The organism is Emticicia sp. 17c (assembly GCF_037153985.1).
In the GTDB taxonomy this organism is placed as follows: domain Bacteria; phylum Bacteroidota; class Bacteroidia; order Cytophagales; family Spirosomataceae; genus Emticicia.
Genome location: NZ_JBBAYI010000014.1, coordinates 36321 through 54989, shown reverse-complemented (window position 1 = coordinate 54989; position 18669 = coordinate 36321). Strand labels below are relative to the sequence as shown.

The window sequence follows — 18669 nt, the reverse complement described above, 5'->3', positions numbered from 1 at the left end:
TTCGTTAAAATGGGAGTTATATTTTATAGATTAACAAGTTTTTAACAATAATAGATAAATTAAGCAATTATATTTGCTACTCATACAGTAATAGGACTAAAAAAATAAAAATATGTTTTTTAAATACTACCGTACACCCTTACTTCTATTAGCATTATTATTTACTACAAATTTATTATTTGCACAAACTCCAGGGCATGCAATTAAAGTACGCCTCAAAGGAGTTACAGAAGGGAGAGTTTGCCATTTAGCACATTTCTTCGGATACAACCAATATATTAAAGTTGACTCTGCTAAAGTAGAAAACGGTGTGCTGAATTTTCAAGGAAAAGACCCCCTCAAAGGAGGAATTTACTTAATTGTTTTATCGCCATCAAAATACTACGACTTCGCCGTAGATGGCAAAGAGCAATTTATGGAGATAGAAAGTGATACAACCGACTTTGTAGGGCATGTAAAGTTTAAAGGTTCAAAAGAAAACGAATTGCTTTTTGCCTATCGCAAATTCTTGCAAGATAAGAGCCGTGAAGCCGAAGGAATTACGGCTTTGTCGAAAGGTAAAAACGACCCTGCCTTGCAAGAAGCTACCCGTAAGCAGATGGATAAAATACAGACCGATGTAGATACCTACATGAAGAATTTTATCAGCACTAACGGAAATAGTTTTGCCGCTAAAGTAATTAAAAGTAATATGGAGCCTGAATTACCCAAAGAGCTTCCTAAAAAAGCTAATGGAAGGCCCGACTCGACCTATCTTTTTAATTTCTATAAGAAACATTTCTTCGATAATGTCGATTTTACAGATGAGCGATTGCTACGTTCACCTTTTCTGCATAGCCGCGTTGAGCGTTATTTCAAAGACTTGGTTTATCAGGTATCGGATTCAATCAAAAGAGATGCCGATAAGGTATTAAAACTGGCAATGCCTAATCAGGAAGTATACCGCTTTGTTTTATGGCAGATTACCAATAAGTACGAAAATAGCGAAATTGTTGGGCTTGATGGCGTGTTTGTGCATCTGGCAGAAAACTACTATCTTAAAAATGCACCGTGGCTCGATTCTACTCAGCGCGCCAAGTTTAAGGAAAGAGTTGATATACTGAAACCACTTCAAACCGGATTCGTATTCCCTGAACTGATTGTGTCGGATTCGCTTGGTAGAGAGTATTCTCCTATGCAGAGCAAAACACAATACACAATTGTGCATTTTTATGACCCCGAATGTGGGCATTGCAAAGAATCGGCACCTAAATTAATGGATTTTTATCATGCCAATAAAGGTAAAGTTACTATTTACAATGTAAGTATTGTCTATGATAGAAAGAAGATAAGTAATTTTGTACAGACCTATAAAACAGGTGAACTGCTGAATCTGTGGGATGCCAAAGGCAGGTATTATTTCCGCAATAATTTCGACGTATATTCTACGCCAACCAATTATATTCTGGACAAAAATAAACGGATTATTGCCCGAAGAATACCCGTTGATAAACTGGAAGACTTTATAAACTTCTATGAGCGGCAGCAAAATATGAAGCTGGCAAACGAAGCAAAATAAGAATCGATAACATAAATTTAAAGGCTGATACCTGCTGGTATCAGCCTTTTTTGTGCTTGTTATTTGGTAAGATTACTCAATTTATGTAATATTAATCTGAAATTTGAAACTAAGCCAATCCGCTATGCCTTGCAGAAAGTCGTTAATCTTTAAGCACTTTGTGTTATCAGGATTACTGCTACTGTATTGTTGTACACTTGCCGCTCAGAAACTTAATTATAAGATAGACCACTACGGCACTGAAAAAGGGCTTTCGCAGGGGTCGGTCTTTGCTATGCTCAAAGACTCCAGAGGAACCATGTGGTTTGGCACACAAGATGGCCTCAATAAGTGGGATGGCGAAACTTTTACTGTTTTCAGGCCATCAAAGAAAAAAAATAATAGTATTGATGGCATTGAAATAAAAAAGATAATTGAAGACGAAAATGGTAATTTGTGGATTGGAACCGAAACGGCTTTAAATCAGTATAGTTATGTTACCAATAGTTTCAAGAAATACAGTATTACCGACTCGGTGGGCAAAGAAATTAAAACCGAAGTTTTCCCTATTAAAGTTACAAACGGGATTGTCTGGTACTGGTCGGCTGCCGAAGGAATAGTAAAACTCAATCTGGCTACTGCAAAAAAACAGTTGATACTGCTTGACCCATCGTTCAAAACGAATTATTTCCGTACCATTAATTCAACACAATTTGACGATTCTGGTAAACTATGGATTCATGGCTCGGATGCCATTATCAGATTAGATACTTCGACAAACAAAACAGATAAAATAACATACTTTTTTTCAAATCATCCACAAAACAAAGCTGGTAAGCCCCTCGAAATTATTAAAATTTTGCCTGTGGGTAAATATCTATGGATTGCCACTGCCGACGGTATTGTAAGTTTTGACTACACCACCAACTCAATTACTACTATTCGTGAGTTTGAAAAAAATAAATCTATTGAGGCGGTTTTTGACTTGGCCGCAGACGACAAAGGTAATATCTGGCTGGGTACCGAGAAACACGGCATATTGAGCTACTCAATAGCCGAACAGACCTTTAGCCAAATAAAAAAAGAAGCTTATCTTGATAAAAATAACCTTTATATCAATGAAATCAGTCAGGTTTATATCGACTCCGACGGTATTATATGGGCCAATACCGACCCTTACGGCATCGATAAAATACAGATTTTACCCAATAATCTCAGCAGTTTCAGAATTCCTTTTCCTGATAATTTCCCTAAACAACTGGTTAATTATTCTATCAGATTTATACTGGAAGACGATGCTAAAAAACACCTTCTGATAGGAACACAGCAAAGTGGCTTATGGATAATCAATAAAAAAGATTTTAAGGTGGTCAGCAGTTTTTATAATGCTGGTAATCGCAAGGCTCTTCCTTCAAATACTGTCAGGTATTTAAAAAAAGATTCAGCCCAAAATATCTGGATTGGTACATCACAAGGGTTAGCAATTATGAAACAATTTCAGATTAAACCCTTGCAAAACCCTTATGGTACAGACAAATTCATGTCGAATTTTATCAGATGTATTGAGGAAAATACCAATGAAATGATAATAGGCACCGAGGCCGGTATTTTTTTCGTTGACAAACAGCAACACATATTTCAGAAAAAGGTTTTGCTACCCAACAAACGGATTTCGCTCATCAAAAAAATTAATTCAAAACAATATTTTATCGGTATATATAACGAAGGCTTGTGGCAACTAACTACCAATGATAACTTTCAACATTTTACAGTCTCAAAAATTATTCAGGATGGAATCCCCATTTGTGTACAAGCATCAACAGATAATACTAGCTGGTGGATAGGCACAAGTAAAGGTCTGGTACATTATTTTCCTGTACAAAAAAGAACTGAATTGTATACGACCGAAGATGGCTTGCCCAATAATTTTATTTATGCCTGTGAAATAGATAAAAACAAAAATCTATGGCTTAGCACGAACCGAGGCATTGCCCGTTTCGATACAAAACAACAACGTTTTACGGCATTTAATCTGAACGATGGCCTTCAGGCTTACGAGTTTAATGGGTATTGTTCTTTTCAGGCATCAGATGGTGAATTGTTTTTTGGAGGTATCAATGGTTTAAATCATTTCTACCCTAATACTATTACCAAGAGTATTCTAACCCCTGACTTTAACCTTAAAAAGGAAGAAAGCCAATTTTTTGTCGGAAACAGATGTCTGGCTTTTGTCGATACAAAAAACGAATTTGACAGGCCTTTGGCAGGGAATCAGGCATTTATGCAAAGGTTTAAGCCTGTGCAGAACGATATACCAAACTTTGGTTATACCAATAAAACTATCTGGCTCATGATGCGCATCATGAACTCGGTCGATAGGCAGTGGTTAATGGAGATAGCCAATAGCCGTATTAACGAAATAGACCTGTTTGTGGTAGAAAATAACAGAATCATAAATTCTAAAAAGTTAGGCGACCACTTTCCGTACCATCTTAATAGTATCAAAAATGCTAATCCTATTTTTAAAATTGATATGATTGAAAATCAGGAATATGTCATTTTTCTGAAATGCAAAGGAAGCGAAGATTTGAAGTTTCCGATATATTTCTGGCAGGAGTCTGAGCTTTTTCAGGAAATTTCAAGCCGTAATGTAATATGGGGTATTTATTTCGGATTCATTTTTCTGATAGTTCTGTATAACTTTTTTCTCTGGCTGGTTATTCGGGATACATCTTTGGTTTATTATATCTGTTATGCACTGTGTATTGGAGGGCTGCAAGCCGTATTGTATGGGTTTTTCTATCAGTATGTATGGTCAAATTCATGGCTTAACGACCGCTTCCATCTGGTATTTCTGAATCTGTCATCCTTTTTCATGGTTTACTTTACCATTGCCTTTCTGAATTTCAGGTTTTATATGCCCCAAACCCTCAAGCTGATAAAGTTGTTATCTGCACTTTTTCTGATATTTAGCGTAATACTTTTGTTTCATTATACGTGGTATTCTAATTTTATTGGTATTGGTCTAACTTTTCTGTTACTGGTTATGCAGGTGTATGTAGTGTATGTATACAGCAAAAGAGCCATTCGGATAATATGGCTTTATGCGCTGGCTATGGTAAGTATTTCGATAGCAGCCATAATAGTAGCCATGAAAAACCTGAATATAATAGCTGCCATGAATCAGGAATATTACCTCATGGTAGGCTCTATGCTTGAAATTGTGTTGTTCTCGGTAGCCTTTGGCGATAAATTACGAAGAAGCCAGTTAGAACAACAGAAACAGCAGATGTTAAGAAATGAAATATCTACGAATCTGCATGATGATTTGGCCGCTTCTTTAAGCAGCCTTACCATGTTTTCGGAACTGAACCGAATGAAGTTTCAGCAATCAATGCCTGAAACCTCAGCAATATTCCAGAAAATAAGTACGCGTTCCAGAGAAATGATGCGGCAGGTAAGAGAAGCAGTTTATGACATGAATCCTCAGAATGATGATTCGCCCGAATGGCTCGACCGCATGATTCAGTTCGCAACCGAAACCCTTTCGGCTAAACAGATTGACCTTAAACTAAATATCGAAGAAACCATCAGAAACATAGTTCTATCCACTCAAAAAAGGCGTAATTTATATCTTTTTTTCAAAGAAGCCATTAATAACATTGCCAAGCACTCAGCAGCCACTGAGGTGAAAATTGATTTTCTGATAGAGTCATCTGCACTTGCCAAACAAGGAAAGTTTATTATTGCCGATAACGGTAAGGGCTTTGATACCACTAATACTCAGCAAGGAAACGGGCTAATCAATTTCCAGAAAAGAGCCGAAGCACTTGGCGGGAGGGTAGAAATAGTTTCTGTCATAAATGCAGGCACAACCATAACCTTGGATGTAGTGTTTTAATAAGCCCTACTAATTTTAGTAGTTGCCGGATGGATATATTATAATGAATTTTACAAAAATTATTTCCTCTCCTTTGATATGATACGTGTTACTATTTTTGAAGACATACAGGAAGTCAGGGAATTACTGGCCGAAACCATCAAAGTAGCCGAGGAATTACTACTCACAGGGGCGTATCCGAATGCAAATGAAGTAATAAAGGTAGTCCGCCGCGATAAACCCGATGTTGTATTAATGGATATACAAATGCCCGGTATCACGGGTATTGAGGCAGTGCAACAAATTAAAGCCGAATTTCCCGATGTACAGGTACTTATGCAAACCGTTTTTGAAGACAATGCCCGCATTTTTTCGTCTATTTGTGCAGGTGCAAGTGGCTATATTCTGAAAGATTCCAGCCCCGAAAGATATATTCAGGCTATTATTGAGGTATATCAGGGAGGGTCGCCCATGCCACCAGCCATTGCCCGAAAAGTCTGGACTATGTTTCAACAGCAAAACCAGAACTTTGCAAGGGAAGAATATAAAGAGTTATCGGTTAATGAGCAAAAAGTACTTGACTGCCTCGTGAAAGGAATGAGCTATAAGCTCATTGCCGATGAGTGTAAAATAAGTATTTCTACGGTTAATTTTCATCTTAAAAACATTTACAGAAAACTGCACGTCAACTCAGCAACCGAGGCTATTTCAAAAGCAGTTAAAAGACAAATTGTCTAGTTTGATTGTAATTTTCTACCTTAATTTAGTAAAACCTATGAAAAGGGCTAGTATTTATTTCTTTTTTCTGATAAATCTATCGGTTATGGGGCAATCTTTTAACGGCAGCTGGGTAGGTACGCTGCAAAATATCAATGGCAAAGTTCCATCAGAAATGACGCTGAAAGAGATGGCTAATAACACCGTTGAAGGTATGTTACAAGTATCGGTCAATGGCGCAAAAGACGCTTATATTCTGAAAGGTAATCTGACTAAAAACCTCATCAAAGGAACACTTACTTATAAAGATGGTACTGTTTTTAATTTTAAGATGGAGTTGTATCAACAGCAAGTCAGGCAGGAGATAAGTTATAATGGGCAGGTAATTCTGGAAGGAACCTTTGCGAAAAACACTCAGCTTAGTCATGATGATGTAAAACCTATAACAACAGATGGTTTGTACCGTGACCCCAGATTAATTGGTAGATGGACAACACAAGAGAATTACTCAAGTAATGGTGGGTTTTATGGTGGGAGCAGCACCACCATTATTTTAAATGCCGATGGCTCAATCGATGACGGTGGTTCAAGTTCGTATGTAAGCGGGCCTAATAGCTCTGGTCAGTCGCAAGGCGGTGGTAATAGTGCCATTGCACAGGTAAAAGCCGCAGGAGCGCGTTGGTATACCAAAGATAATATTTTCTACTGGCGTTTGTGGGTGAACGGAAAAGAAACAGATGTGCCTAACTCTAAATATTACATTGAAAACGGTGCTTTACTGCTAACCGACCTGAAAACAGGTAAAAAACTACTTTATTATAAAAAATAGTTCTCTTTATACCTACTAACTTTAGTAGGTGCGCAACGCTTTTTTATGGCTTAGTTTTGTATTGTTCAAGCAATCAGCCAAGCCCATGAAAAAAATCATTTTACTTCTGTCGGTAATTATCTCATTACCCGTCAAAGCTCAATTTCTGGAAGCTACCAGCGACTCCTTCAAAACTAAAGTTCCTATCCGTTTTATTAATATAGGCGAAGGAGCCGGAAAAGTACTAACCTCCGATGCCTCAGGAGTAGCCACATGGCAATCAATTGCAAGTTTATGGTCTGTAAGTGGTTCAGGGGGAAATGAAATAAGAAATACCAATGCGGGTGGTTTCTGGTCGAGTAATACAAATATTGTTCCTATCACAGCCGATAACACCTCTAACCCACCCACGGCTCCTGCTACTGGTGCTGGCACACGCCTGATGTGGATACCCTCCAGAAGTGCGTTCAGGTGTGGTACCATTAATGCCGATGCATGGGATGCCTCCAATATAGGTTTGCACTCGTTCGCAACGGGGTATAATTCAAGAGCCACTGGCACAGGCAACGTGGCTATCGGGGTAAATGCTATTTCGGACGGTACTTCAAATACTATTGCTATTGGCGAGGGTACACAAGCATCGGGCACAAATAGCACCGCTATCGGGGCAGGGGTAAGAGCAAATGCGTATTACTCAATTGCTATGGGTTATTATAATTCGCCTGTGCTTACGGCCAATGCTACAAGTTGGGTAAGTACCGACCCACTACTCTATATAGGCAATGGGCAAGATGCCAGCCACTTGAGTAATGCCATGGTTATTCAGAAAAACGGCGTGGTTAGCATAGGTGTGATTCCTAATAACTCAACAACTTACAGATTAAGAGTAGGGGGGAGTATATCGGCCAGTGAAACAATATTTGCCAATTCATTTCGGGCTTCTGAGCTTTCGGGCGATGGTGTACGTCAGGTTTGTACTGATGCTAACGGAAAACTCATTGCGTGTGCTGCCAGTTCGGTAGCTTATTATAATGTGTCTGCTTTAGGATTTCATCCTTATTTGTCGGCTTCTACACCTAGCTCGGCTTTTTTCAGAAATGTAGATAAAGCCCTGATTTCCTTCGCTAATAATACCAAAAGCGAAAATGCCTATGCTTTTGCGCCTGTTGAATTGCCCGACGGTGTAACTGTACGCAAAATAACCATGAATTATTTGCAGAATACAGGTGGACTAATGAAGTTAAATTTTTGCAGAGCCGAAAAGCTAACAGATGCCGCAAGTACCATCGTAACTACCATTAATAGTATTCCGGCGGGAGGAATGCAGGAAACCTCGGTTGATTTAGATAAGGATTTTGTCATAGATAATAGTAAATACTATTACTACCTGAAACTGGAAGCGGGGTCTAACTGGCAAGGTACAGACATGGCCTTACGTGGGGTGATTTTTTTATATGGCAAATAAAATAAAGCTATGAGAACGATAAAAGTCAGCAGAAAAGAAATTAAGCCGCAAGAGATTCTATATCTGGAGTCGTGGGGGAATTATACCATGTTTTACCTCAGGAATAATAAAAAGGCACTAAGTTCATTTACCCTTCAGATTTTTGAAGAAAGATTAAAAGATTTTCATTTTTATCGGGTAAACAGAAGCCAGATAATTAATTTTTCGGCAGTCAAAATATTGAACTATAACCCTAGCCAGACAAGCATTTTGCTAGATAACGGGCAGGAGTTTCTGGTATCACGTAGGCGGCGGAAGCAGTTAAGCCAATATGTCTGAAACTTCATGCTTATGCACAAATAGGTTTATTACCTCCACTCTATTGCTCAAACTTCAATACTTTACTTAAATCATAGTAAAATGTTACGGATATGTTTGCTATTTATTTGCCTGCTATCGGGCTGTGGCCATGCTATGGCAAAAACCGTTTTTACAGAAGATAGCCTCAGGTATTTTCTGGATAATTCGGTTGTGCGTATTGGTTTCGATAAACGCATGGGTGGGGCTGTAAGTTATTTTGCCAGATGTTCGAATGGTATTAACCTCATTAATAATCATGATGCAGGCCGGCAGGCAGGCTTCGAAACCCGTATTTATCCCGACGACCCCGTTAACTGGCGGCCTTATGCCAATGCAAAATACCTGACCGATGTGTATCCTTATGCCGGAGGAGCCTCGCGCGAGTGGAACGGCCTACCGCAAGGAAGTTTCTATAATCAATATTTTAATAATAAAGATAATTTAGGTGGCTTGCCTGTGGAAATAAAATTTGACGAAAATACAGAAGTTCTTTACATAAAATCGAAACTTTGGGAGTGGGGCTTTGTGAAAGATAGTGCAGGCGTATACAAAAAAATAGATGCAGGTGCTTATAACGAATACTGGATAAGTCTGGAAGGTATATCGGCGCATTTTTCAGTAAAACAAACGCGTAATATTCCTTATTTTGTTAGTAATACCAATGTAGGAGTTTCTTTACATATCTTTATTAACCTTAACTATTCGTTTGTTGATAAATGGCAAACCTATAATGACTCAAGCCCTTATACTCATCAGCCTGTGGCTATCAGGACGGACTTCCCGCTTAACGAACCTAACTTTGCCAACTTCTGGACACCTTCTACTGAAAACTGGGCGGCAATGACCAACCAGCAGGATTATGGCATGGGTATCTATACAGACGATAAACGTTTCACTTTTTTATATGGCGAAAAACAATTTGGTAGTGAGTGTGCACAAGGTGGGTTTTCTTGCCCTGACGAAGACAGGTATTCATTTGCCCTACTTTCGTTTAGTACTTATAGTTTTCCGTGCGGCGAACCCTGCACCACACCTGACAATTCGTCTACGCTTAATTTTAGTTTTATGGCTGGGCATATTACAGAAATGCGCCAGTTTGCTTATGATAAACATACGCAACCTTGCAGCCACGGCGTAATATTGAGTAGTGTAAACGATGATTTAAAGAACGATATAACCAAAACAGCGAAGATATTTATTGAAGCAAATAATAAAGTAATCAATTCTGCAATACGGTATGAGTCGGGCAGGTTTATTACTCTTAATCCGGGCTTTGAGGTCAAGTCAGGGGCTTCATTTTCGGCCAGTATTAAAACAAATCCATGCAATTAGCAACTGGAAATTTGCTTAAGGGGTTTTTTGTTCTAACTTTGCCAAAACGAAAAGCCTTTTAAATAATCTAATATATGAGTCGTATTAATATTTCTACCGGAGCTAAGTGGGAAGATATTGTTGGGTATTCAAGAGCAGTAAAAATAGGTAATTTAATAGAAGTAACAGGCACTGTGGCAACAGATAACAGTGGCGAACTTGTAGGCAAGAATGACCCATATATTCAAACCAAGTTCATCATCCTGAAAGTAGAGAAAGTACTGGAACAACTGGGAGCCAAGCTGGCAGACGTAATTCGTACAAGAATTTATACAACTGATATTTCGCAGTGGGAGAAAATAGGGAAAGCCCACGGAGAATTTTTTCAGACCATAAAACCATGTACCACAATGGTTGAAGTTAAGTCTTTAATAGATAAAGACTATCTGGTAGAAATTGAGTTTACGGCTGTTCTTGAAGAAAAATAATCAGACCAACTGGTTTTTAATGGCAAAAGCCACAAGGCCGGCCGTGTTTTTTACGCCTAGTTTCTCAATCATTCGTAAGCGGTGCCCTTCAACTGTACGGGGGCTTAACGATAGAATATCACCTATTTCGACAGTGGTAAGCCCTTCACAAATATGCTTGAGTACTTCAATTTCACGTTCCGATAAATCGGTTTTATAGTTAAATATTTTCTTTTCCTGCTGATTCCGGCGGGTCATTTTGCGTAGCATTACTTTACTGACAAAATCACTAAAGTAACTGTCAGTTTCGTGCACCTTTTTAATAGCTTTTTCAACCTCTTCGGGGTCACTGTCTTTGAGCAGATACCCATTGGCACCGATTTCCATCAGGTGCAGAATATATTTATCTTCGTCGTGCATCGACAAAATAAGCACTTTTGTACTCGGATATTTTTCCTTAATTATTGCAGTAGTTTTGGTGCCATCCAGTTCGGGCATTTGTAGGTCCATCAATACTACATCTACGTGCGTAGTTTGCCTTTTGTTTAAAAATTCCAAGCCATTAGTGGCTTCTATCACAACTTCAAAGCCTGATACCTGTTCTAGAATTGAAATCATGCCTTTTCTGAACAAACTGTGGTCATCAACTACGGCAATCTTTATATTTGACATATCAGCTACAAAATTTGGCGATTAATTTATAAAGGTATTTCTATTTTTACTTTTGTTCCTTCTCCTATAACAGATTCTATATTTGAAGTGCCATTAACAACACTCAGGCGGCTTTCTATATTTCGTAATCCTAAGCCCGCTTTATGGTCTTTTTTAATAGCCTCCAGATTAAAACCTTTTCCGTTATCTGTAAAAATAAAACTTAATTTTTCAGTCTCCGCCAATAGTCTCAGGTTAATTTCCTGTGCTTCAGCGTGTTTTAAGGCATTGTTAACTAGTTCTTGGGCTATTCTGTAAACAGTAAGTTCCACTTTTTTGTCGAACCGTTGTGCATCTTCAATCCCTTCATGATTAAAAATAAAAAGAACTCCTGAGGCTATATGGATTTTCTGAATAAATTCATCAAGTGCCGAAATCAGCCCAAAATCTTCCAGCGTACTAGGCACAAGCTCGCGTGAAATTCTTCTGACCTGACTGATAGACTCCTCCAGAAATTCTTTCGTTTGTTCGCCGTGGGTTGTGAGTTCCTCCGAATTGTTGATTTTTCGTAACAACTGGTTGAAACTCATTTTTGTTACCGATAGCATTGCACCCACTTCGTCGTGTAAATCTTTGGCTATTCTGCGGCGTTCAACCTCTTGCACTTCCAACGATGATTCCAGCAACTGGCGTTGCATAGCTGCCTCCAGTTCCTGCATGGCTATTTTTTGTTCAGCCTGTTTCTGTTTATAGTACACTACGAAAAGGATACTAAAGGTAATTAGTATAATAATAGCAAAAGAACCTATGAATATTAATTGTAAGTCATCCATTCTTGTAACTTTTACTCAAAGAACTACTATACCAGAACGCCAGACACATCGTAATGTGTAACAGAAAACTAAGAGCAGAATTAATAGTCCATGTTATCTGGGCGGTGCCGATTTGAACTTTCAGTAAAAATAAATAAACAAATAAACTCCCGCCAAAATAGAACAATAATCCTACACTTACCCAAAAGTAAGGAAATTGTGTAATATTTTCGACTTTCAGGTCTTGTAAAAGTTGGTAAAAATACCCTAATACAATAATTAAAATAAGCAGACTTGAGGTTGTATAAGTATATTTATTAAAAAGGGCTGTTCTGACATCAGTAATAGAACCGCTCGGAATCTCCATTACAGTAAGTACTGTAAAAATAAGCGTAGCAATAATAATAAACAGTTTCCAGTACTGGTTTGAAAGTAACCTGAAATACAAAAAAACTATAATATAGAAGCCAAGTACTGAGTGCCAGTTATAAAAAAAAAGTGTATTGAAGTTATTGCCACCTGTATAAAACAAGAGGTCAGAGGTAACTCCGAAAAAATTTCTTATTAAAGTAATAGCAACATAATAAATAAGTATTCTTAATTCCGAATGAATATATTTCCGTTTCAGAAAGATAATAATTACAGGAACAAGAATACTTACCTCAACAAGCGTCGAAAAGAGCATTAATTTATTCATCAGTTCACCAGAGCCTTTTTATATAGGTTTCAAGATTGTCCGTAAGGCGGTTGTGGCGAACCATTTCCAAGGCCGTTTCCATCAGGAGTATCTTTAAAATTTTTAACATCAATTTCAATATCTTTTCCGTTTTTATCAACTGCTACCAAAAATAGACGGGGTCTTAGTAAAGACTCTTTTAATGGGCCTCTGGAAATATCCGACTTGCCTGTTTTTTCGTCGCAATGCTCATAAGCAAGTCCGTAATATACTCTGATACCCGCTATTTCTCCACCCGATGCTTTAGTGGCTCGCTCAATAAGTTTTTTAATACTTTTTATACCAAAAAATTCAGCTTTTCTGACTTCTCCGTTTACGATAAATCTTGATTCTAGTTCGTTAGAGTGCTTTTCTGCACCTTTTTTGATTTCATTTCTAAAATTATCGGAGTAATGTTTGATTTCTTCAATTGTGAAGGCATCGCCGCTATCAACTGAATCATCGAAAGTAAAGGGCCATGAAAGTGTCATGATAGTAAGAGGTTTGAGGTTAAATTAACTACTTTGACTTTGTATATTTTGAACGCGTTTCAAAATCATAATCGAAATATATAATGAACTGTGCATATTACGATAAATAAGCTTCAAAAATGCGTAAAAACCCCTAAGGATTTAAGGAAAAATACGCCAGACGAGGCATAAAAAAACCTCACTATCAGGACAGAATAGTGAGGTAATGGACTGAGTTCAATCTTATTCAGAAAAAACTATATTTTTTTTACGTTGACTGCATTCAAACCTTTGCGACCATCAATAACGTCATATTCGACATTATCGTTTTCACGAATTTTTTTCCCGCCTAGTCCTGTTACGTGAACGAAAATTTCTTGACCTGAAGCATTGTCAACGATAAAACCAAAGCCTTTTGTCTCGTTGAAAAATTTAACTACACCTGTTTGCATTGAAATAAAAAAATTAAAAAAATGAAGAATTGAATTGCAATGTACATAATTTTAATGATAAAACAAGTTTTAAACGAAATATATTTGGACAAAACTTATATTAATTTGTACTAAAAAGCAGAGCAAAAGATTATTTTTATGTTGTTTTTTTGTTAAACAAAAGTTTATTAGTAGATTCGTTATAACTTTGTAGAAAAAATAAAATGATACGCCTAAGATACCTTGTAGAAAACCATTTATTCGGGGTTTGTTCTAGCCTTGGTGAAAAACTCAATTTTTCGGCTAGTAGTGTTCGGCTGTACTTTATTTATGCTTCTTTTTTTACATTTGGTTCTCCTATTATTATTTATCTGGTTTTGGCTTTCTGGAAGGAGGTCCGCAAGCATTTACGCCGACATAAAAATCCCACAGTCTGGGAGTTTTAGTCTTACCCTTTACAGTTAATTTTTTTTTAAATCCGGCACTTACGTATAACTACTATCAAGTAGTGTGTTGGTTGTTATTAAAAAAATAGCAACTAGCCAGTTTTTTATTGATTGTATTGAAGTATCGTTGCTTATTTTATACAAAAAATGTATTTTTGGAAATATCTGAATACTTCTAAACAAGCACTATGAAAAAATTACTCTTCGCTCTGTTACTTGGGGCATCTTCTGGTTTTGCTCAGGATAGCGACTCTCTACAAATCAGAAAAATATATGACGAAATCCTGACCAATGGCGAATGCTACAAAACCTTAACGTATCTCTGTAAAAACATTGGTCCTCGTTTAAGTGGCTCGACCGGAGCCGCCAAAGCCGTTGATTACACCAAAAAAGTAATGGAAGACTACGGCTTTCAGCGCGTGTTTTTACAAGATGTAATGGTACCACATTGGGTACGTGGCGCAAAAGAAGAAGCCTATATTGAGAACGGAAAATCAAAAATTAAAGTACCTATTGTAGCTTTGGGTGGTTCAGTGGCTACACCTGCAATGGGTGTTAAAGCCGAAATCATAGAAGTAAAAACATTTGAAGAGCTTAAAGCATTGGGCGAAGCCAAAATAAAAGGGAAAATAGTATTATTTAACCGCCCGATGGACCCAACCAAAATAAATACCTTTGAAGCCTATGCAGGCGCAGTAGGCCAACGTGGAAACGGAGCTTCGGAAGCTGCTAAATATGGGGCAATTGGGGCTATTATTCGTTCTATGACAACCCTGCAAGACGATTATCCGCATACGGGTGGTATGAGGTACGCGCCGGGTATTCCGATGATTCCGACGGCAGCCATCAGCACGAACGGGGCTAATTTATTGAGCAAAATGCTGAAAGATAACCCTAAGTTAAAGTTTTATTTTAAACAAAATTGCGAAAGTCTGGCCGATGCTCCTTCACACAATGTAGTTGGTGAGATAAAAGGGACTGAGAAACCCGACGAAATTATTGTCGTGGGCGGGCATCTGGACTCATGGGATTTGGCCGAAGGCGCACAAGACGACGGTGCAGGCTGTGTGCAGGCAATTGAGGTTTTGCGTGCTTTAAAAGCCTTAGGCATCAAACCTAAACGTACAATCAGGGTAGTAATGTTTATGAATGAAGAAAACGGTTTAAGAGGTGGAACAAAATACGCTGACCTAGCCAAACAAAACGGAGAGAAGCATATAGCCGCCATAGAATCAGACAATGGAGGTTTTACCCCAAGAGGCTTTGGGATGGTAGGCACAAGCGGGCAGATAGCCAAAGTTGAAGTATATAAAAACCTATTGGCTCCTTATGGCCTTGCCGAAATAGGTCGGGGTAGTGGTGGGGCCGATATTGGTCCTTTGGGTAATCAGGGAACTTTATTAATTGGCTTTAAACCTGATTCGCAGCGTTATTTTGATTTTCATCATGCGGCTAACGATAAACTAGAAGCCGTCAATGAACGTGAACTGAAATTAGGGGCCGCCTCAATGGCAGCATTAGTGTATCTGATTGATAAATACGGCCTTTGATACTAATAAAGCCCACTTTTTTGCAAGAAAGTGGGCTTTGTCAAAATAATAGTTGGCTTAGAGTTTTACAACTATCCGGCCCATTTGCCCGCCCTGCAATATCTTTTTTATTTCTTTAGATAAACTCTTTAATGTTACAGTTCTGGCAATAGAAGCTAGATTTTCAGGCTTCCATTTTCGGGCAAGGTTTTTCCACATCTGCTTTCTCCATTCAATATCACATTCTGATGAGTCAATTCCGAACATCGAAACTCCGCGCAGAATAAATGGAAAAACTGTTGTAGGTAATTCCGGTGAATGCACCAACCCACATATACTTACTACACCGTTATACTGCATTGATTTCAGAATTGTAGCCAGTATATTACCCCCTACGGTGTCGACACAACCAGCATATATACCTTTAAGTAGTGGTTTCCCTGATTTATCGTCTACTTCTTCACGGTTAATTACTTCTTTAGCTCCTAAGCCTAGCAAAAACGCTTTCCCTTCTGGTTTGCCTGTAACACCTGTAACATGAAATCCTAGCCTAGCCAATATCATCACGGCCATAGTTCCCACGCCGCCAGTAGCTCCCGTAACAATTACTTTGCCTTTGTCGGGCGTAAGCCCGTTTTTTAACAATTTATCAATACATAAAGCTGCCGTTAAGCCAGCCGTACCTAAAACCATACTTTCTTTTAGTTGAAGCCCCCGCGGAAGTTTCACTACCCATCTGGCAGGTACACGGATATACTGCCCGAAGCCTCCGGCAGTATTCATGCCCAAGTCAAAACCTGTTACCAGTACTTTGTCGCCCACAGCAAATGTATCAACTGTTGAAGCCTCTACAATACCGGCGGCATCAATGCCGGGCGTATGCGGGTACTGGCGAGTTACACCTCTATTACCTATGCTTGATAAAGCATCTTTATAATTCAGAGAAGAGTACCGAACCCTGATTAAAACCTCTCCCTGTGGTAAATCATCCGTGTTGCGTTCAATAATTTGTTGCGAAAACGTTTTATCCTCATTTTCGCTCACATAAAAAGCCTGAAAAGTAGCCATAACATTAGCGATTATTTTAGCAAATATGTGTAAAAGTTTACAGTACTTAGCTTGTATGGCACAAATAAATTGCCCATACAAGACGCGGCTTTTATAAAAGTGAACTTTTAAGGGGTACTTTGCCTTTTACAAAAAACAGTAAATATGACTTATACCTCTAATTCTGACCTACATACATTAGATTTACCTTTTGAGTGGAAAGGAACCCCCATTGATGAAAACGGAAGATTTATGAATCATGAATTTCCGTTTAAAGATTCCTTCCGTGAGGTACTTAAATGGCAAACAATGCGGAATCCGCAAAAAGCCGAGAAAAAAGCCGATACTTGGCGATTAGAAGTAATACATAATCAGGCATTTCTGGAAACAAATCAGGATTGTATTGTGTGGTTAGGTCACGCTTCTTTTTTTATTCGTCTGGCAGGAATAACGCTGTTAATTGACCCCGTTTTATTTAATGTATCCTTATTAAAACGGCAGTCGGCTTTACCAGTAGCGGCCAATACACTGAAAAACATCGATTACATATTGGTTTCTCATGACCATCGAGACCACTGCGATGAAAAAAGTTTACACATACTGGCAAAAAATAATCCAGATACCACTTATCTGACAGGTTTGAGACTTGATAAGGTAATTGGCACAATTACACATAGCAGGCAAATACAGGCTGCGGGGTGGTATCAGCAATATGAAACAAGGGGTATTCGTGTTTATTATGTGCCTTCAAGACATTGGGGTAGGCGTTTTTTAAGAGACACTAACTTGCATTTATGGGGAGGCTATGTAATTCAGGGCGCAGGTAAAACTATTTATTTTGGTGGAGATTCAGGGTATGGAAGCCATTTTGCCGATATAAGTCGTGTTTTTCCTGAAATTGACTATGCCATGATAGGCATTGGTGCTTATAAACCTGAGTTTTTTATGGCGCAAAGCCATACATCTCCAGCAGATGCTGTAAAGGCTTTTTATGATACACAGGCAAAAGTGCTGATACCCATGCACTACGGAACGTTCGACCTTGCTGATGAACCCCTCGGCGACCCGCTGCGTGTACTTCAAGGCTTGGAACACAAGCAGGCAATTAATGGTACTTTAAAGGCACTGAAAGTAGGAGAAACACTTAACCTTATGAAGCACTGAGGGTATATTTTACACGATTATCATTCAGAAATTTCAGGATAACTTCTACATGTACGCCCATACCAACGTTAATAAACTGATGTTCGGTAAAGGCTTTATCATCAATCATTATTTTGGGTGAAAAACCAAGCGATAAATGGGCAGTTCGGCTCTGTATTCCCCATATATTACCCGCTGTATCGAAAATTGGGCCACCACTTTGCCCTCTTAATCCGGGAGTTGAAGTTTCAATAAACTTCAATTCGTATTTATTAGGTACTGTTGAGGCCAAAATAACCTCACGGGTAAGAATGCCATCCATCGGAAACCGAGGAATAGGCAGTGCATTAGGTGCTATCTGAAACGAGTTGTTGGTTTCGTTAAACGAAACATTTACTTCATGAAAGGGGTAACCTAATTTGCAAAGGCTTGTACCCATAAACAGGTTAACAGGCTTTTTAAATACCGGATATTGCTGGCAGAACTGTGGTTTATAGTTTGTGAGCCGCCCAATGGCTAGGTCGTTCTCTTTAAGTATCTGAATATTTTCAATGCCGTGGTAATCGGCTCCCCACCAGTAAGAATAAGTTTTAACCCATTTCGGATTATATTTAAGGTCAACTGGTTTTCCTTTGATGCCTAATAATGAGCGTGTATTATTCTTGAGGCTGTTATAATTGTCGATCTCGGCGGCATCGTTCTGATGCGCAATCATGGTATCAAAAATATGAGCGGCCGTTACAATCCATCCCTCAGGATTAATAATAACAAAAGTACCCACGCTACATTCAACTGTGCCATCAAAGCGTAGCGTAGAAATTAAAACAGGTTGGGTATAGTTACTGGCAATCTGGTAAGCTCGGGCAAACATAAAGCGTTACTGTATGAAAATATTTTTCTG

General features: G+C 38.5%; 18 protein-coding genes. 11 read left to right on the top strand and 7 right to left on the bottom strand.

Annotation, left to right across the window (positions count from 1 at the left end; translation table 11 throughout):
• Nucleotides 1–112 precede the first annotated feature (112 nt).
• From WAA15_RS21525 to WAA15_RS21490, 8 genes are all read left to right on the top strand, one after another.
• The gene (locus WAA15_RS21525; RefSeq protein WP_337044910.1) at nucleotides 113–1558 is read left to right on the top strand and encodes a thioredoxin-like domain-containing protein; all 1446 of its coding nucleotides are present in this window, start codon (nucleotides 113–115) and stop codon (nucleotides 1556–1558) included.
• Between the two features lie 124 nt (nucleotides 1559–1682).
• Nucleotides 1683–5438 carry a sensor histidine kinase gene (locus WAA15_RS21520; protein ID WP_337044908.1) on the top strand — a complete coding sequence of 1252 codons (3756 nt, stop codon included), beginning with the start codon at nucleotides 1683–1685 and terminating at the stop codon, nucleotides 5436–5438.
• 78 nt (nucleotides 5439–5516) lie between these two features.
• On the top strand, nucleotides 5517–6155 hold the full coding sequence (locus tag WAA15_RS21515; protein WP_337044907.1) for a response regulator transcription factor: 639 nt from the start codon (nucleotides 5517–5519) through the stop codon (nucleotides 6153–6155).
• Nucleotides 6156–6192: 37 nt separating this feature from the next.
• Nucleotides 6193–6963: a hypothetical protein gene (locus WAA15_RS21510; RefSeq protein WP_337044906.1), complete on the top strand. Its 771-nt coding sequence runs from the start codon at nucleotides 6193–6195 to the stop codon at nucleotides 6961–6963.
• An 85-nt stretch (nucleotides 6964–7048) separates the two neighbouring features.
• Entirely contained in the window at nucleotides 7049–8407 is a 1359-nt protein-coding gene (locus WAA15_RS21505) for a hypothetical protein (RefSeq protein WP_337044905.1), read from the top strand.
• Nucleotides 8408–8416: 9 nt separating this feature from the next.
• A complete protein-coding gene (locus tag WAA15_RS21500) occupies nucleotides 8417–8725 on the top strand; it encodes a LytR/AlgR family response regulator transcription factor (RefSeq protein ID WP_337044904.1) in 309 nt (102 codons plus the stop codon).
• A gap of 81 nt (nucleotides 8726–8806) precedes the next feature.
• Nucleotides 8807–10078: a 3-coathanger stack domain-containing protein gene (locus WAA15_RS21495; protein ID WP_337044903.1), complete on the top strand. Its 1272-nt coding sequence runs from the start codon at nucleotides 8807–8809 to the stop codon at nucleotides 10076–10078.
• A 74-nt stretch (nucleotides 10079–10152) separates the two neighbouring features.
• A complete protein-coding gene (locus WAA15_RS21490; RefSeq protein WP_337044902.1) occupies nucleotides 10153–10545 on the top strand; it encodes a RidA family protein in 393 nt (130 codons plus the stop codon).
• Here the strand turns inward: WAA15_RS21490 and WAA15_RS21485 are convergent, their stop codons facing one another.
• The 5 genes from WAA15_RS21485 to WAA15_RS21465 all read right to left on the bottom strand — a co-directional run bounded on the left by WAA15_RS21485 (nucleotide 10546) and on the right by WAA15_RS21465 (nucleotide 13624).
• Nucleotides 10546–11196 carry a response regulator transcription factor gene (locus tag WAA15_RS21485; RefSeq protein ID WP_337044901.1) on the bottom strand — a complete coding sequence of 217 codons (651 nt, stop codon included), beginning with the start codon at nucleotides 11194–11196 and terminating at the stop codon, nucleotides 10546–10548.
• Nucleotides 11197–11222: 26 nt separating this feature from the next.
• On the bottom strand, nucleotides 11223–12008 hold the full coding sequence (locus tag WAA15_RS21480; RefSeq protein ID WP_337044900.1) for a sensor histidine kinase: 786 nt from the start codon (nucleotides 12006–12008) through the stop codon (nucleotides 11223–11225).
• A complete protein-coding gene (locus WAA15_RS21475; RefSeq protein WP_337044899.1) occupies nucleotides 12001–12684 on the bottom strand; it encodes a hypothetical protein in 684 nt (227 codons plus the stop codon). The genes WAA15_RS21480 and WAA15_RS21475 overlap by 8 nt, the downstream gene beginning before the upstream one ends.
• 29 nt (nucleotides 12685–12713) lie before the next feature.
• Nucleotides 12714–13193, bottom strand: coding sequence for a hypothetical protein (locus tag WAA15_RS21470; RefSeq protein WP_337044898.1), 480 nt, complete (start codon nucleotides 13191–13193; stop codon nucleotides 12714–12716).
• A gap of 236 nt (nucleotides 13194–13429) precedes the next feature.
• Nucleotides 13430–13624, bottom strand: coding sequence for a cold-shock protein (locus WAA15_RS21465; protein WP_337044897.1), 195 nt, complete (start codon nucleotides 13622–13624; stop codon nucleotides 13430–13432).
• A 203-nt stretch (nucleotides 13625–13827) separates the two neighbouring features.
• Here WAA15_RS21465 and WAA15_RS21460 point away from each other — a divergent pair, with 203 nt between their 5' ends.
• Complete coding sequence (locus WAA15_RS21460; RefSeq protein WP_337044896.1) at nucleotides 13828–14049, top strand: PspC domain-containing protein; 222 nt, start codon at nucleotides 13828–13830, stop codon at nucleotides 14047–14049.
• Between the two features lie 188 nt (nucleotides 14050–14237).
• On the top strand, nucleotides 14238–15599 hold the full coding sequence (locus WAA15_RS21455; RefSeq protein WP_337044895.1) for a M20/M25/M40 family metallo-hydrolase: 1362 nt from the start codon (nucleotides 14238–14240) through the stop codon (nucleotides 15597–15599).
• Between the two features lie 57 nt (nucleotides 15600–15656).
• Here WAA15_RS21455 and WAA15_RS21450 read toward each other — a convergent pair whose 3' ends face one another.
• On the bottom strand, nucleotides 15657–16646 hold the full coding sequence (locus tag WAA15_RS21450) for a YhdH/YhfP family quinone oxidoreductase (protein WP_337044894.1): 990 nt from the start codon (nucleotides 16644–16646) through the stop codon (nucleotides 15657–15659).
• 144 nt (nucleotides 16647–16790) lie between these two features.
• Between WAA15_RS21450 and WAA15_RS21445 the strand changes: the two genes are divergently transcribed.
• Nucleotides 16791–17789, top strand: coding sequence for an MBL fold metallo-hydrolase (locus tag WAA15_RS21445; RefSeq protein ID WP_337044893.1), 999 nt, complete (start codon nucleotides 16791–16793; stop codon nucleotides 17787–17789).
• On the opposite strand, the gene WAA15_RS21440 is transcribed toward WAA15_RS21445, so the two are convergent.
• The gene (locus WAA15_RS21440) at nucleotides 17776–18639 is read right to left on the bottom strand and encodes a S1 family peptidase (RefSeq protein ID WP_337044892.1); all 864 of its coding nucleotides are present in this window, start codon (nucleotides 18637–18639) and stop codon (nucleotides 17776–17778) included. The two genes, WAA15_RS21445 and WAA15_RS21440, sit on opposite strands and share 14 nt — an antisense overlap.
• Nucleotides 18640–18669: the final 30 nt, after the last annotated feature.

Excerpts from the sequence above, each read along its gene's own strand:
- WAA15_RS21525 (WP_337044910.1), top strand. The coding sequence starts at position 113 with ATGTTTTTTAAATACTACCGTACACCCTTACTTCTATTAGCATTATTA.
- WAA15_RS21520 (WP_337044908.1), top strand. The coding sequence starts at position 1,683 with ATGCCTTGCAGAAAGTCGTTAATCTTTAAGCACTTTGTGTTATCAGGA.
- WAA15_RS21515 (WP_337044907.1), top strand. The coding sequence starts at position 5,517 with ATGATACGTGTTACTATTTTTGAAGACATACAGGAAGTCAGGGAATTA.
- WAA15_RS21510 (WP_337044906.1), top strand. The coding sequence starts at position 6,193 with ATGAAAAGGGCTAGTATTTATTTCTTTTTTCTGATAAATCTATCGGTT.
- WAA15_RS21505 (WP_337044905.1), top strand. The coding sequence starts at position 7,049 with ATGAAAAAAATCATTTTACTTCTGTCGGTAATTATCTCATTACCCGTC.
- WAA15_RS21500 (WP_337044904.1), top strand. The coding sequence starts at position 8,417 with ATGAGAACGATAAAAGTCAGCAGAAAAGAAATTAAGCCGCAAGAGATT.
- WAA15_RS21495 (WP_337044903.1), top strand. The coding sequence starts at position 8,807 with ATGTTACGGATATGTTTGCTATTTATTTGCCTGCTATCGGGCTGTGGC.
- WAA15_RS21490 (WP_337044902.1), top strand. The coding sequence starts at position 10,153 with ATGAGTCGTATTAATATTTCTACCGGAGCTAAGTGGGAAGATATTGTT.
- WAA15_RS21485 (WP_337044901.1), bottom strand. The coding sequence starts at position 11,196 with ATGTCAAATATAAAGATTGCCGTAGTTGATGACCACAGTTTGTTCAGA.
- WAA15_RS21480 (WP_337044900.1), bottom strand. The coding sequence starts at position 12,008 with ATGGATGACTTACAATTAATATTCATAGGTTCTTTTGCTATTATTATA.
- WAA15_RS21475 (WP_337044899.1), bottom strand. The coding sequence starts at position 12,684 with ATGAATAAATTAATGCTCTTTTCGACGCTTGTTGAGGTAAGTATTCTT.
- WAA15_RS21470 (WP_337044898.1), bottom strand. The coding sequence starts at position 13,193 with ATGACACTTTCATGGCCCTTTACTTTCGATGATTCAGTTGATAGCGGC.
- WAA15_RS21465 (WP_337044897.1), bottom strand. The coding sequence starts at position 13,624 with ATGCAAACAGGTGTAGTTAAATTTTTCAACGAGACAAAAGGCTTTGGT.
- WAA15_RS21460 (WP_337044896.1), top strand. The coding sequence starts at position 13,828 with ATGATACGCCTAAGATACCTTGTAGAAAACCATTTATTCGGGGTTTGT.
- WAA15_RS21455 (WP_337044895.1), top strand. The coding sequence starts at position 14,238 with ATGAAAAAATTACTCTTCGCTCTGTTACTTGGGGCATCTTCTGGTTTT.
- WAA15_RS21450 (WP_337044894.1), bottom strand. The coding sequence starts at position 16,646 with ATGGCTACTTTTCAGGCTTTTTATGTGAGCGAAAATGAGGATAAAACG.
- WAA15_RS21445 (WP_337044893.1), top strand. The coding sequence starts at position 16,791 with ATGACTTATACCTCTAATTCTGACCTACATACATTAGATTTACCTTTT.
- WAA15_RS21440 (WP_337044892.1), bottom strand. The coding sequence starts at position 18,639 with ATGTTTGCCCGAGCTTACCAGATTGCCAGTAACTATACCCAACCTGTT.